Annotated in this window: 12 protein-coding genes; 8 read left to right on the top strand and 4 right to left on the bottom strand. The window is 42.0% G+C overall.

Annotation, left to right across the window (positions count from 1 at the left end):
• Positions 1 to 162: 162 nt before the first annotated feature.
• The 4 genes from H1A14_RS12745 to H1A14_RS12730 all read left to right on the top strand — a co-directional run bounded on the left by H1A14_RS12745 (position 163) and on the right by H1A14_RS12730 (position 5786).
• The gene (locus H1A14_RS12745; protein ID WP_194776652.1) at positions 163 to 1848 is read left to right on the top strand and encodes a hypothetical protein; all 1686 of its coding nucleotides are present in this window, start codon (positions 163 to 165) and stop codon (positions 1846 to 1848) included.
• Between the two features lie 67 nt (positions 1849 to 1915).
• Positions 1916 to 3748 carry an ABC transporter ATP-binding protein gene (locus H1A14_RS12740; protein WP_194776651.1) on the top strand — a complete coding sequence of 611 codons (1833 nt, stop codon included), beginning with the start codon at positions 1916 to 1918 and terminating at the stop codon, positions 3746 to 3748.
• 35 nt (positions 3749 to 3783) lie between these two features.
• Positions 3784 to 4167: a hypothetical protein gene (locus H1A14_RS12735; RefSeq protein WP_194776650.1), complete on the top strand. Its 384-nt coding sequence runs from the start codon at positions 3784 to 3786 to the stop codon at positions 4165 to 4167.
• Between the two features lie 80 nt (positions 4168 to 4247).
• On the top strand, positions 4248 to 5786 hold the full coding sequence (locus H1A14_RS12730) for a YifB family Mg chelatase-like AAA ATPase (RefSeq protein ID WP_194776649.1): 1539 nt from the start codon (positions 4248 to 4250) through the stop codon (positions 5784 to 5786).
• 218 nt (positions 5787 to 6004) lie between these two features.
• Here H1A14_RS12730 and H1A14_RS12725 read toward each other — a convergent pair whose 3' ends face one another.
• From H1A14_RS12725 to pafA, 3 genes are all read right to left on the bottom strand, one after another.
• Positions 6005 to 7105 carry a trans-sulfuration enzyme family protein gene (locus H1A14_RS12725; protein ID WP_194776648.1) on the bottom strand — a complete coding sequence of 367 codons (1101 nt, stop codon included), beginning with the start codon at positions 7103 to 7105 and terminating at the stop codon, positions 6005 to 6007.
• Between the two features lie 146 nt (positions 7106 to 7251).
• Positions 7252 to 7665, bottom strand: coding sequence for a transposase (locus H1A14_RS12720; protein ID WP_194776647.1), 414 nt, complete (start codon positions 7663 to 7665; stop codon positions 7252 to 7254).
• A gap of 204 nt (positions 7666 to 7869) precedes the next feature.
• Entirely contained in the window at positions 7870 to 9510 is a 1641-nt protein-coding gene (pafA, locus tag H1A14_RS12715; RefSeq protein ID WP_194776646.1) for an alkaline phosphatase PafA, read from the bottom strand.
• A 295-nt stretch (positions 9511 to 9805) separates the two neighbouring features.
• Here pafA and H1A14_RS12710 point away from each other — a divergent pair, with 295 nt between their 5' ends.
• The gene (locus H1A14_RS12710) at positions 9806 to 11413 is read left to right on the top strand and encodes an aminopeptidase P N-terminal domain-containing protein (RefSeq protein ID WP_194776645.1); all 1608 of its coding nucleotides are present in this window, start codon (positions 9806 to 9808) and stop codon (positions 11411 to 11413) included.
• An 8-nt stretch (positions 11414 to 11421) separates the two neighbouring features.
• On the opposite strand, the gene H1A14_RS12705 is transcribed toward H1A14_RS12710, so the two are convergent.
• Positions 11422 to 12072 (bottom strand): carboxypeptidase-like regulatory domain-containing protein, encoded by a 651-nt coding sequence (locus tag H1A14_RS12705; RefSeq protein ID WP_194776644.1) that lies wholly within the window; start codon positions 12070 to 12072, stop codon positions 11422 to 11424.
• Between the two features lie 138 nt (positions 12073 to 12210).
• On the opposite strand from H1A14_RS12705, the gene H1A14_RS12700 reads away from it, so the two are divergent.
• The 3 genes from H1A14_RS12700 to pruA all read left to right on the top strand — a co-directional run bounded on the left by H1A14_RS12700 (position 12211) and on the right by pruA (position 15020).
• Positions 12211 to 12594, top strand: a complete 384-nt coding sequence (locus H1A14_RS12700) for an ArsR/SmtB family transcription factor (RefSeq protein WP_194776643.1) — start codon at positions 12211 to 12213, stop codon at positions 12592 to 12594.
• A 6-nt stretch (positions 12595 to 12600) separates the two neighbouring features.
• Positions 12601 to 13296, top strand: a complete 696-nt coding sequence (locus tag H1A14_RS12695; RefSeq protein WP_194776642.1) for a YjjG family noncanonical pyrimidine nucleotidase — start codon at positions 12601 to 12603, stop codon at positions 13294 to 13296.
• A gap of 86 nt (positions 13297 to 13382) precedes the next feature.
• Positions 13383 to 15020, top strand: a complete 1638-nt coding sequence (gene pruA, locus H1A14_RS12690) for an L-glutamate gamma-semialdehyde dehydrogenase (RefSeq protein WP_194776641.1) — start codon at positions 13383 to 13385, stop codon at positions 15018 to 15020.
• Positions 15021 to 15237: the final 217 nt, after the last annotated feature.

Genomic DNA, 15237 nt, shown 5'->3' with positions numbered 1-15237 from the left:
CCTTTTTTGTAAAACTGTCCAAATGTTTGTCTATGAATTATTCTTCTTTGTTCAATTCTTGGGCAAGCAAATCGTAAAATTGCAAAAATTACTTACTTTCCCCAAAATTTAGAATCAGACATTTGATTCTGAACGCTTTAAACAAAGCCATTTATTGAACTCATGAGAAAATTTTTATTTAGTTTGTGGTTTATGGGAGCACTATTTTTTGATCTCTATGGACAAGGTGCCTATATACCCTTTAATCGGGAGTATTATCACCTTATTGAACGGTACGAGATACTTCAAGGTGATTTCAACCCAAATTTTCATACCGGATTTAAACCATACAGGAGGGATCATGTGCTTCAGTATGTGGACAGTTTGCAGTCCAAACAAACCTTTGGCGGCAGGGTGGATCAGTTTAATCTTAACTACCTCACAAATGACAGCTGGGAATTTTCCAGTTTTGAAACCCAGGATTCTGAAAAGCCATTATGGAATAGCCTGTATCGAAAACCATCTGATTTTTATCATTATCGAGACAGCGTGTTTGATTTGCATGTCAATCCTGTTTTATACCTAAGCGGAGGATTAGAGGGAGGCATGGATGAATTCAGGTTCCGGAATTCCAGAGGGGTGGAGGTCCGGGGAAGCATAGATCGCAAAGTGGGTTTTTATACCTTTCTGACCACCACCCAAACGGTTTTCCCCTCTTGGGTGGAACAATATGCAGCCCACAATGGAGCAGTGCCTGGAGAGGGCTTTTGGAAACCTTACCGAGATAATGGATACGGCTTTTTCTCTGCCATGGGGCATGTGTCTTTCCAGTTGACCAAACACATAGCCGCCCAAGTGGGACACGACCGAAATTTTGTCGGGGAAGGTTTCAGGTCCATGGTTCTCTCAGATTTTTCTAATCCATTTATGTTTGTCAAGATCAATACCCAGCTAGGGAAGTTTCAGATGACCAACCTTTGGGGGCAGATGACGGCAGACATAGAATTTGACAATGTGGGTCGGCCTACGGATGGCAGGTATCCTCAGAAATTCTTTAGTCATCACCGAATAGGAATCAATCTGGGCAAGAAACTGAATGTAGGGGTATACGAATCCATCATGGCCAATCAAATTGACTGGAATTATTTAAATCCAGTCATTTTTTACCGCTGGGTAGAACATCAGCTTGGAAGCCCGGACAAAGTCATGATTGGTACTGATTTTAAATGGCATCCCGTCCCAGGCATGCAGTTTTACGGTCAATTTGTTTTGGATGAGTTTGTATTCAATGAATTTTTTGGCATTGACGGAAAGAATTCAAGTAGAAACAAACACAGTCTTCAGATTGGATACAAGTACATCAATGTGTTTAAAGTGTACAACTTGGATTTACAGTTGGAATACAACCAATCAAGGCCTTACACCTATCAGGAGAAATTTGAATACCAATCTTTTTCCAATTACAGGACACCTTTGACACATCCCCTAGGGGCAAATTTTAGAGAGCTGGTCGGTCTGATGCGGTACCAGCCTCTACCTAGGCTAAGCCTTAACCTGACAGGACTGTATCAGTTTTTTGGTACAGATCCATCTGAAACCGTGAATTTTGGTGGAGACGTGCTGAAAAGCAGGGAAATTGATGGAACAGGTTTAGGACTTTATGGCCATACCATAGGGCAAGGCGTTGCTAATGATGTGGTAATGACAAATATAAATGCCTCCTACATGCTCAAACACAACCTCTTTTTGGATTTTGGTCATTATTATAGGTGGCAACTCACACAAGAACGAGTGGCAGTGGAAGAGAATAGCCATTTCCTCCATTTGGCTGTCCGTATGAACTTGGTTAGACAGAACTTCAGTTACTAAACCCATAGAGGAATCCCGCTTAGGGATATTTATGTAAATTGCAGACCAAATTCATCTGAACCGCTGAATGAACACCTATTTACGCATTTTATCTTATGCCAAACCACTGAGCCGATACATCCCTTTGTATGTGATTTATGCGCTGTTGGCTATTATTTTTGGTTTGTTGAATTTCACTTTGCTCAAACCTCTCTTCGATGTGATTTTCGAACAAGTGGACCCAAGTGAAATGGCCAAATACATGGATAAGCCTACCTTTTCCTTTACTTTGGATTACTTTTTTCACGTCTTCAATTATTACTTTTTAAGCATTTCAGAAACTTATGGGAAGTTTGGTACTTTGGTTTATGTCTGTATCATCATAGTGGTTTCAGTATTCCTATCCAACCTTTTTGCCTACCTCTCTGGGGTGGTCTTGGCGAAGGTTAGGGCAGATGTGATAAAAAAAATGAGGCTTCATATATTTGACCAAGTCAGTCAGATGCACATCGGGTATTTTTCCAGTGAAAGGAAGGGGGACTTGATGTCCAAAATGACCAATGATGTCCAAGAGGTGGAGAACAGCATTGTTCAGTCTCTGAGAGTCGTTTTCAAAGAGCCTGCTACGATCATCCTCTATTTTGCTGTGTTGTTTTTCATGTCTGTTCAATTGACTCTTTTTACCATATTGGTCATCCCTATATCAGGATTGGTCATAGGAGGCATCACCAAAAGACTCAAAAAAACAGCCATCCAAAGCCAGGAATCTCTTGGTAGGATCGTGAATATTCTGGATGAAACCATTGGTGGCATGCGTGTGGTTAAAGCTTTTGGTGCGACACCATATGTACATGAGAAATTTGACGAAGAAACAGATTTTTACTCCAGGGTAAATGTCAGTATGGCGCGAAAAAATGAATTGGCCTCTCCGGTTTCTCAATTTCTCGGAGTCAGTGTGGTAGCTGGCATTTTGCTCTATGGTGGGTATTTGGTATTGAACAATACCTCCTCTTTGACTGCTAGTGAGTTCATTGCATACATCATTATATTTACCCAGGTTTTAAACCCCGCCAAGGAAATTTCCCGGGCCATGAGCAGCATTCAGCGGGGTTTGGCATCTGCAGACCGAATTTTCAAGGTTATAGATACCCCATCTGACATACAAAACCCTCCTCATCCTGTTCCTTTGAAGGGCTTTGAAAAAGCCATTACCTTTGAAGGGGTGAGTTTTGGCTATGAACAGGAACTTGTCCTGAAGGATATCAATTTTACCCTAAAAAAGGGCAAAACCATAGCGCTCGTCGGCCCATCCGGTGGTGGAAAGTCTACCATTGCTGACCTTGTGCCACGGTTTTATGATCCTACTGCCGGTGCCGTTTTATTGGATGGGACAAACCTTAAGGCTTACCAGATGGAAGAACTGTTGGGTTTGATGGGCATTGTGACCCAAGAATCCATTCTTTTCAATGATACCGTTTGGAACAACATTGCTTTCGGCTTAAAGCATGTTTCTGAAGAGGCTGTGATTGAGGCAGCAAAAATTGCCAACGCACATGATTTTATCACTCAACTTGAAAAAGGCTACCAAACCAACATTGGAGAAAGAGGAGGGAAACTGTCCGGCGGTCAGCGGCAAAGGATCAGCATAGCAAGGGCAGTGCTGAAAAATCCTCCCATTTTGATTTTGGATGAGGCGACTTCAGCTTTGGATTCTGAATCAGAAAGGCTGGTCCAGGAGGCTTTGACCAACCTGATGGCCAACAGAACCACCTTGGTCATTGCCCATAGATTGAGCACCATACAGCATGCGGATGAGATTTTGGTGATCCAACAAGGGGAGATTGTTGAGAAAGGGACTCATCTGGAGTTGATGGGCCAAGAAGGATTATACAAGAAACTTTCCTCAATGCAGTCAGTTTAGTATATTTAGAGATACAAACTTAAACGATATCTCCCATGAAAAAAGCGAATAGCATTTTCCACCTTTTATTGGCACTCTTTTTCGGGATCAGTCTGGTGTTTTTCCTTGCATTTGACAATGTCAAAGGGATCTTTGGTACTGAAGAACTGACCACAAAGACAGTGGTGTCATTCCTCATTGTTGGGCTTATTATATTTTTGGCCTCTTTGGGCTTCGAATATTTTCAAAAAAGTAAATTAGAAACCAAAATCCAGAAAATCGAAGCAGAAAATATTCAGCTTAAAGCCAAATTATATGATCTGGACCCCAAAAACCAGCCTCAGGTAATTGATAAAAGAAGTTCTGAAAGTCAGACCTTACCCCCTTCAGAGGAAGACAAGGATGGTTCTGGGATCAGACCTCGCCAAAATATCAAGTAGGTTTTTATTCCTAAAACTTTATTTATTATATTGAGAAATCTCTATCGGGGATTTCTTTTTTTTATCATAAATTTTGGATCATGGTAGCAAAAACTTTTGGAAGTGCCGTATCCGGCGTTGATGCCAAGCTGATCACCATCGAGGTGAATGTAGGACAAGGCACCAGTTTTTACATGGTGGGATTACCCGACTCCGCTGTCAAGGAAAGTCAGCAAAGGGTGGAATCAGCTTTGAAGTATTATGGCTATAGGATGCCCAGGCAAAAAGTAGTAGTCAACCTTGCTCCAGCTGATATCCGGAAAGAGGGCTCCTCCTACGACCTCCCGATCGCCATGGGAATTCTCAAAGGGTCTGAGCAGGTGGCTTTCCCTGAGCTCGAACAATACATCATCATGGGAGAACTTTCCCTGGATGGCAGGTTGAGGCCGATTAAAGGCGCCTTGCCGATTGCTATTGAAGCGAGAAAAAGGGGCTTTAAGGGATTTGTCCTACCAAAAGAAAATGCCGCAGAAGCCTCCATTGTCAATAACCTGGATATCATTGGTGTTGATCACCTGGAAGAGGCCATCGGTTTTATGGAAGGGGAACTGGATATCGCTCCTACGGTGACGGATACCAGGGATATTTTTTACCATTCCATTGAAAGCTATGAATTTGATTTTTCGGATGTTCAAGGACAGGAAAATATCAAAAGAGCCATGGAAATCGCTGCTGCCGGTGGTCACAATGTCATCATGATCGGGCCTCCTGGAGCAGGAAAAACCATGCTTGCCAAACGCTTGCCATCAATTTTGCCTCCTCTATCACTGCAGGAAGCTTTGGAAACCACCAAAATCCACTCGGTGGCAGGTAAACTTGGAGGGAATGCCTCTTTGATTGCACGGCGGCCATTTCGTTCTCCACACCACACCATCAGTGATGTGGCATTGGTAGGGGGTGGAGGCAATCCACAACCAGGCGAGATCTCTCTTTCCCACAATGGGGTGCTTTTTCTGGATGAACTACCTGAATTCAAAAGGACAGTACTGGAAGTCATGCGGCAGCCTTTGGAAGAAAGAAAAGTCACCATATCCCGGGCAAAAGTCTCAGTAGACTATCCGGCTAATTTTATGTTGATTGCCAGTATGAACCCTTGCCCATGTGGCTATTACAACCATCCTGAAAAAGAGTGTGTTTGCGGTCCGGGTATTGTTCAGCGGTATTTGAACAAAGTGAGCGGTCCACTTTTGGACAGAATAGACCTTCATGTGGAAGTGACGCCTGTGAAATTTGATGAAATGACCTCCAATCGAAAGTCTGAAAACAGCAAAAGCATCAGGGATAGGGTGATTTTAGGAAGACAAAAGCAGGTGGAAAGATTTGCTGGAAACCCGGACATTTACTGCAATGCCATGATGCCTTCTCATTTGGTCAAAGAAGTCTGTCAGATCAATGAAGCCGGAAAGGTTCTTTTGAAAACAGCCATGGAAAAACTGGGTCTATCCGCCAGAGCCTATGACCGGATCCTCAAGGTGGCCAGAACCATCTCTGATCTTTCCCAGTGTGAAGACATCAAGGTAGAACATTTGGCAGAAGCAATTCAATACCGAAGTTTGGACAGAGAAGGGTGGGCCGGATAGTGAAAGATCTTACAATCAGGGGAAAAATAAATTTTTATTTCAATTTTTAGTCTTTTTGTACACAAATTCTTGTCAATTAACTAATTCCTACCTACATTTAATATGTGAAAAGGTTGCTTTCACCAATTTAAGAATTGTTGTGACGTTTTGTTGGTATTTTCACAACTCTTTCGGAATCTATGGATAAAGATACCGCCATCACCCAGGCGGTTTCTTTTTTACTTAAGGGCTTGTTCTAAATCCTGCTTCAAATCCTCAACATTTTCTAATCCAACAGAAACCCGGATGAGATTGGCTGGGGTCGTACTATCCGGTCCTTCTGAGGCTGCCCTTCGTTCTATCAGGCTTTCCACACCTCCCAAACTTGTGGCATTGGAAAAGTAATGAAGCTTTTTGATCATTGTATCCGCTTCTTCTGCCCCTCCTTGAATCAAAAATGAGAGCATCCCACCAAAGCCACTCATTTGTTTTGTGGCGATGGCATGTCCAGTATGGTTCTTTAGACCGGGATAATATACTTTTTCCACTTTTTCCGAGCTGTTTAAATAATGGGCAAGTTCTAAGGCATTGTTTTGATGCCCTGCCATTCTATAAGGAAGGGTTTTGATGCTTCTGACAAGATAATAGCAATCAAAAGGTGCCGGGACAGCACCTCCCGTAGTTTGAATTAGTCTGATCCGTTTCCAAAAATCATCATTTGTTTTAGTTATCAAGGCTCCTCCCAGTATATCACTGTGACCGCCCAGGTATTTAGTACTGCTGTGCATGACCAAGTCAGCACCCAGTTCAAGTGGATTTTGGAATACAGGAGTGGCAAAAGTATTGTCACAAGCCACACGGATACCATGTTTTTTTGCAATGGCACTCAAAACCTTGATGTCACTTATTTTCAACAGGGGATTGGAAGGTGTCTCTATCCAAAGTAACTTGGTGTTGGGAAGAACAAGTGACTCCAGGTTCTCAGGTTGGGTGAGGTCCACAAAGCTGACACTGAATTGATCTTTAAAGATTTCCTGAAGCTGATACCTTAATCCGTGGTACATGTCATCAGGGGCTATGATATGGCTGCCTTTTGGGAGCGCCTGAAAAACAGCCATACCAGCAGCATTACCAGAAGAAAAGGCAGCGGCTTCATCCCCATTTTCCAACCGAGCCAATAATTTTTCCAAGGCATCTCTGTTGGGATTGCTAGCTCTGGAATAAACGGGAGAGTTTTCCTGATGGCTAAATGTAGTGGATAGGGTAATGGGTTGGATAACAGGCTTCAGGTTATCGGTAATGATATTGCCTCCGTGAATGGCTAAGGTTTCCAGTTTCATATCAAAATTTATTTTGCTATAAGATAGGGTTTATTTCCCAAGCTTAATAAGCGAAAATCAATAAAACGGAATTTCTTGGAACAGTCAAAGTTGCAGGTATTCTTGGAATATTGTGGCAGGTGATTAACTGAATGTGCTACTTAAAATTACAACCCCAAAAACTTCAGCTCTTCTTCAAGGCTCATTTCCAAGTGCTTGATTTTTTGCCTTTCAATGATGTTTTTTTCCAGAGAAAGTCTATTCAAGCTGACAGAATGGGCATGGTATTGGTCTTCCCATTGGAAATCTTTTGCTTCATCGAAATAGTTCTTGATGCGATCCTCTATGAGTTTTTGAATTTGATAGGTAAGTCCTTTTATGGATAATTCTTCGGGCAATTTGACCAAAAAGTGGATGTGATCAGGAAGAATGCAAAACGTGCCCTGATTGTCCGGGATCTGTGATATAAAATCCTCTAAAGCAACCCTGATTACGGGCACCCAACTGTCTTTGAGGAGTGGCTGATGGTTCTTGGTACCTAAGACCAAGTGGGTCCATATCTCCGAGTGTGAATGTCTCATTTGGTATTGTGAATAGGTTAAATTTAGACACAAATGTTTAAAATAAAAAGAATTGTTCAGTCTAATTATAGTGTATTTTGCTAAAAAATTTGGATTTTATCAATAAAAATTCGATTCATAAATTTTGAATAACAAAGAAAAACCCTGCATCCTTAAGGTATGCAGGGCACTGTAATTTTATTTATGATTTTATAAAGGGTTCAATTATTTTTCAAAAATTTCAAAAATAGGTTGTCCTGTGGCTCCATTAGGTAGTCTGGTTTTGAGCAACATGGCCAAAGTGGGTGCAATATCCGTGATGGTGGCATAGCGTACGCTTTCGCCATGAGGGATATTCCAGCCATAAAATATAATAGGAACATGGGTATCATAGGTATAGCCGGTTCCATGGGTAGTGCCCCTGTAGGAATTACTCAGCCAGGCAGGTTCGTAGATCAAAAGCACATCTCCTGAGGCCTTGTGGTTATAACCCATTTGGAGAAGATTTCTTCTGCCAAAATTGTATTCTTGGCGCTGCATTGCTGTTCCGGTGTGGGCTTCTTTTATGCCGTCAAATCGCAAAACAAAGGCAGCGATTTTATTTTGAACCTCTTCCAGGCTTAATCCTTTTTCCTGAATGAGCTCTCGATTCAGGAAAATTTGTTCATTGGAGAAATTTTGTATCCAATTGCCTTCTCCGAATTGTTGTTGCGTAAAACCCCGTATTTGGGTTAACACAAATCTTGTATCCAAGTTTCCGGTAGGTACCTTTTCACTTTCCATGTAGGTGATAATATCAGCTACCCCATGGTCTGCGGTTAAAAAAATTAGATACTCACCTTTACCTATTTCCCTGTCCAAGTACTTTAGGAATTCCGCCATTTCCCGATCCAGCCTGAGGTAATTGTCTTCCACTTCTGCCGAAGAAGGTCCAAATTTGTGTCCAATGTAATCAGGGGAGGAAAAACTGATGGCCAAAAAATCAGTTTCTCCTCTTTTCCCAAGCTGTTCACCTTCTAGTGCTGCATAGGCCATATCAAAAGTAAGTGTGTTTCCAAAAGGGGTAGTTGAAATTAAGCCCAACCCATCATTGTCCTTTTTTAGACTGGGAAGGTCATAAGGAAAACTAGTGGTTTCCCGCCCGATGAATAGTCCTTCAAAAGAATTGTCGTCAGCTATACTTTGCTTATAGGTATCGATCGGGAACAAAGGTTCCCAACTTTTTTCCAGGTATTTTTCCGCCAGTTTTCTTTGATTGAAGGCTTTCACCCATTCTGGCAATATCTCATGATAATATGTAGAGGTCATGAAGTCGCCTGTATACTTGTCAAACCAATAGGCATCACCTAGATGTCCTGCGGGCAAAGCGGCACCCCTGTCCTTGATGGCTATCCCCACCACTTTGGATCTTTTGTTACTGGCAAATCGCAGTTCATCCGTAATGGTAGTCGTTAAGAGATTTCTGGGAGAAATTTTACCGTTTTTATCCGTTCCACCCAAATGGGTAACTGTGCTGTCCCCGGCACAATAAATTGATTTTCCTAACTTCCTGACATACCAGTTGTTGCCTATGATACCATGGGTGGAAGGGGTTGCTCCTGAGTAAATAGAAGCATGACCAGGACCAGTATAAGTAGGAATATAATTGTAATGTCCATTTTTCATCAAATACCCTTCCCCCATCAATCTTTTAAATCCGTCCTCGACGTAGCGGTCCTGGTATTTATACAGGTATTCTTGGCGCATTTGATCAACTACTATGCCTATTACCAATTTAGGTTTATCTGGAGAGGCAGTTTGGGCAAAGGTTATTGAGAAACATAAAGAACTGAAGAATAATAGGGTGACGATGTAAACAACTCGCATGAAGGACTTATTTTAGATTTGGCACAAAGATATAAAATGATTGTTACCTGCATGTGAAGTGAAAATGAAGAATCCAAGCTTTCCTTTGAATGGCAAATAAGGCACTTTAGTGGTTCCAAAGTTTGGATTTGTTGGTATAGGAAATTAAACTAAAAATTGACTGTCCATTCCATATCATTAACCAAGAGCGTTTAAAACTCATCCCCATATTTCCCTACCTTGTAAAAAACAAGTTGAGATAACCGCAAAAATTAGGTTAATTGTGATTTAAATAATGATCATATCCTATTTTATCATGAGCAAGAAGAGCCTCCTAAGTATAGTAATACTGCTTTCTGTTTTCCTCATACATTCCAATATAGCCCAGTCCCATTTTGAGGATGGTCTTGGGGGTGAATTTCACAAGAAAAGAAGAAAGGCACTGAGGGAAATGATGCCACCAAACAGTATGGCAGTGATTTTTACATCTCCTGTAAAAAACCGTTCCAACGATGTGGACTTCATTTTCCATCCTAACACAGACTTTTTTTACCTAACAGGGTTTAGAGAACCCAATGCAGTTTTGCTGGTCTTCAGTGAAAAAAGGTCCATCAATAATAAAATGGTGGAAGAATTGATTTTTGTACAGAACAGAGACGAATTAGCCGAAATGTGGAATGGAAAAAGATTGGGTGTAGAAGGGGTGAAGGAGCAACTGGATTTTGAAGAAGTATTCCTTAACAGCCGGTTTGGTGAGGATGGGCTAGTAGATTTTGCTGAATTTGATAAAATTTTAACCTTTAACCTGACCCAAGACATTGAAGAAAGCAAAACCAACAAGGAAATGTTGGACATGGTAACCCATTTTAAAGCTGCTACGGGATTTCCAGAGGTTTACTCAGAAGTCAAAGATCAGATGTATGAACTTATCAGAACCACAGACATAGCAAACGCCGCCAATGTAGCCCAAATAATCGGACGATACAGGCCGTATTATACAGAAATTGAAGAAGATAAACTCTTGAATGCTTTTTTGGATGCAGATTCCCCAGAGAAAAGATTGGCATTGAAAGCTGATATTCCTGATGAGCGATTGGATATATCAAACCTTACAAAAATGATGACCGTGCTGCGTGAGGTAAAAATGGAAGAGGAAATTGAATTGTTAAAAAAGGCAGTCAAAATTTCGGCTATAGGTCAAGTCGAAGTAATGAAGGCGATGAAGCCAGGCATGTCAGAGCGTGAAATCCAAGGAATTCATGAATTTATATACAAAAGATACGGGGCTGAGGGTTTGGGATATCCATCGATTGTTGGTGGTGGAAACAATGGGTGCATCCTTCATTATATAGAAAATGACAAACAAAACCTCAGTGAGCGGTTGGTGTTGATGGACTTGGGAGCAGAGTGGAGAGGCTACACAGCCGATGTTACCAGGACCATACCGGTAAGCGGAAAATTCACACAAGAAGAAAAAGCGATTTATGATTTGGTTTTTAAAGCTCAGGAAGCGGGTATTTCCCTTTGCCTTCCAGGAACAGAATTTTCAGACATTGGAAAGGAAGCCCAAAGGATCATTAATGAAGGATTGGTGGAATTGGGTATCATAAAAAGGGGGCAGCGTCACAAGTATTTCCCTCATGGCACCAGTCACCATTTAGGGCTTGATGTGCATGACCGAGGCAGTTATGGGGCTTTGAAAGTGGGTATGGTCCTTACGGTAGAACCGGGGATTTATATTCCTGAAGGAAGTGACTGTGATCCAAAGTGGTGGGGTATAGCGGTCAGGATCGAAGACGATATTTTAGTCACAGCAAACGGGCCAGAAAATCTATCAGAATTTGCCCCAAGAAAAAGTGAAGAAATAGAAAAGATGATGGCCCAACCCAGTGTGTTGGAAAATTGGGTATTGCCGGAATTGTAACCGATCACTCAATCCTTACTTTTCAGATCACCCCTTTTGATGGATTTGATAAATTCTGACCAAGCAAATGGATTCAGCAATTGAAATGACCTTGGCCCGTACCGGTCTTGGGTTTGTTGCATCTGTCCGGATTGAAAATAACGGAAGTTTTCATTGCCCGAAGCAGGCATCTGTTCGGCATAACGGAGTAATAGCTGAGGACTGAGATTTCCTCTATCCAATGTCATGGGATCCTCAAGGTTAAGCGCTAGTACGGCCCGTTTAAATTCCTCTTCGGTAGGGAAGGGCATGACCTCTACCTGACCGAGCGTGATTTCATCTTCCATCATGGTCAGGATCAAACTTACTTTCCCGTCTTCATCCCCACTAGGGACCACAAAAGTCTGTCGCTGTAAACCTATATAGGTAAAAACAACTGTATCTCCTTCCAATACTGGCATAGAGAAAAATCCAAATAGGTTAGAGGTAGTGCCTCTGCCTTTTTTTGGAACATAAATGTTCACATTGGGCACAGCATCCGTACTGTCTGCATTCAAAACAATACCAGACAACTGGATTACTTTTTTGTCCTGATCCTGCGCCTGGGCATTTTCACCTCTCCCCAACAGGAAAAACGCCAGCAAACCCAAACTTAAAAGATATGTGTACTTCTTTTTCAAAACCTGCTTTTCTTATTGAAACGATCTGCTGAACAATTGGTTTTTTAGATCTTAACTTTCATTTAATGATGCTATATTAGTCTTTTTTCAGTGAATTTGCTTTATTTACTTTCAACTTTCTTGGTTAAATTTTCCAAAATGCGACTCAAAAACATCAGTTTGAATTATGGCATGCGCATCTTTAAAGCCCTTTCAGAAGAACCAAGGGTAAGGATCATCCACTTGCTGGTCAACAACAAAGAATTGTGCATATCTGATTTGGAACACATTTTGGATTTCACCCAAACCAAGACCAGCAGACACCTCGCTTACCTAAAAAATGCGGGTTTGGTAGGCAGCCGGAGAATAGATCAGTGGACTTTTTATTATATCCTAGAGGAGGCGATAGAAATCATTTTACAGGTTTTGAAGTTTATACAGAAGGATCCAAATTTGATCAAAGACCAAGAAATCTTTCACATCCTTTATTCCAACAGAGAATTGGCCATCAATAAGATCCAAAACAATCCTTACCGTAAATGAAAGACGTTGAAAAAGTATAGACACCTTTTTTTTGATTTGGACCATACGCTCTGGGATTACGATAAAAATGTCAGGGAGTCTCTTTCCGAATTGTACGAAAATTATCAGTTGGTCAATTTAGGTATCGGATCCTTCCAGATTTTTTTGGAGGCTTTTTATGCCATCAATTTCCAGTTGTGGAAAATGTATGACAGCGGTGAAATGGACAAAAGCCTGTTGAGGCTTGAAAGATTCAAGCGAATTTTTCACAAGGCCGGTGCCGATGGGAATGCTGTTCCCGTGACCTTTGAAGAAGATTTTATGTTTCGGACCTCTTCCAAACCTCACCTATTGCCCTATTCCAAAGAGATACTGGATTATCTAAGGCCAAATTATGACCTGCATATCATCACCAATGGATTTGATGAAAGCCAGGCTTTGAAGATGAAGGCATCCGGTCTCACGGATTATTTTCATTTGGTGGTCACTTCTGAAACAACAGGTCACAAAAAACCAGATCCCAGGATTTTTCAATATGCCATGCAACAGGCAGGGGCCTTTCATAGGGATTCCCTGATGATTGGAGACAACCCTGTGTCTGACATCTTTGGTGCTCAACAGGTAGCCATGGATCAGGTCTATTTTGATCCACACCAAAATCCTATACAGATGAAGCCTACTTATACGATCCGACATTTGAAAGAATTGGAAGATTTGTTGTAAGGGGGGCATTTGTATGGGAAATCACAGGCTATGTGGCGGTGAATCTTTATATTTGCGGCAAACAAAACATATAAACGCCAAATATCATGCTTAAAGGTTTTTTCAAAGTCCCGGAACCCAAAAATGAACCGGTGAAAAGTTATGCTCCCGGATCCCCGGAGAGGTCTGAATTACAGAAGGCCATTCAAGATGCCAGATCAAAGGAAATTGAAGTTCCCATGTACATCGGAAGTGAAAAGGTAACAACGGGAAACAAGAAACCTTTAAGTCCGCCGCATGACCATCGGCACATCCTAGGGTATTTTCATGAAGGAGACAAATCCCATGTAGAACAGGCCATCAATGCAGCACTTGGGGCAAAAACGGCTTGGGAAAACATGCAGTGGGAGCAAAGAGCAGCCATTTTTCTGAAAGCGGCAGATTTGATCGCTGGACCTTACAGGGCCAAATTGAATGCCGCCACCATGCTCGGCCAGTCCAAAAATGCCTATCAGGCTGAAATTGACGCCGCCTGCGAATTCATTGATTTTCTACGGTTCAATGTGAAATACATGTGTGAGATTTATGAACAGCAGCCTCCCGTGTCGGGTGACGGCGTTTGGAATCGCTTGGAGCAACGTCCTTTGGAAGGATTTGTCTTTGCTTTGACCCCGTTCAATTTTACGGCTATAGCTGGAAATCTGCCTACTTCTGCGGCTTTGATGGGCAATACAGTGGTTTGGAAACCTGCCTATACCCAAATTTACTCTGCAAATGTTTTAATGGAGGTTTTCCGGGAAGCAGGTGTACCTGATGGGGTCATCAACCTGATCTATGTAGACGGCCCGGCTACTGGAGAGGTAATCTTCAATCATCCGGATTTCGGAGGGATTCATTTCACTGGCTCTACCGGAGTTTTTCAGACCATCTGGAAAACGATTGGTCAAAATATTCATAAATATAAATCCTATCCCAGAATAGTTGGCGAAACAGGTGGTAAGGACTTTGTCATTGCCCACAAATCTGCCCATGCCAAAGCAGTGGCGGTAGGTTTGTCCAGAGGAGCTTTTGAATACCAAGGGCAAAAGTGTTCCGCCGCTTCAAGGGCCTACATTCCTTCCAACCTTTGGGAGGAGGTGAAGCAATACCTCCTTGAAGACCTTTCGTCCATGAAAATGGGAGGAACAGAGGATTTCACCAATTTCATCAATGCGGTCATCGATGAAAAGTCTTTCGATAAAATCAGCCAATACATTGCCAATGCCAAAGAGGCAGCGGGAGTTGAAATCATAGCAGGAGGCAATTTTGATAAGTCTAAGGGGTACTTTATTGAGCCCACCGTGATTGTGACCCAAGATCCCATGTATACCACCATGTGTGAAGAGATTTTCGGCCCGGTGCTCACTATTTATGTGTACCATGCTGAGCACTTTGAAACCGCCCTTGAATTGGTAGATCAGACTTCTCCCTATGCCCTTACTGGAGCGGTTTTTTCACAGGACCGCTATGCCATAGAATTGGCCACACAAAAATTGAAAAATGCCGCCGGTAATTTCTACATCAATGACAAACCCACAGGTGCAGTGGTGGGACAGCAACCTTTTGGAGGTGCAAGAGCATCAGGGACCAATGACAAAGCCGGTTCCATGATCAATCTGCTTCGTTGGGTATCACCCAGGACCATCAAGGAAACTTTTGTTTCTCCGGTGGATTATCGGTATCCTTTTTTGGGGGAGGATAAGTAAAAATTAAAAAAGGTTATCCGCTTCTTTGCCATTAACCCAATATTCTTCTTCAAAAGGGTCGGAAGTCCGAAGTCACCCGCCTTTCGTCGGGCAGGGGCAGGGATCTAAGGGACATTTCAGTTTGGTCAAGAGATTTATATTGAATTACCATTTTACTGGCAACATTGTGTACAATCATGAAATAAAAAAAGGCCTGCTTTTCAATAAAGCAGGCCTT

It is taken from the genome of Pararhodonellum marinum (assembly GCF_015354735.1).
GTDB classification, from domain to species: Bacteria; Bacteroidota; Bacteroidia; order Cytophagales; family Cyclobacteriaceae; genus Pararhodonellum; species Pararhodonellum marinum.
The sequence above is the reverse complement of the archived record's forward strand: the minus strand, read 5'-3'. Positions and strand labels throughout refer to the sequence as shown.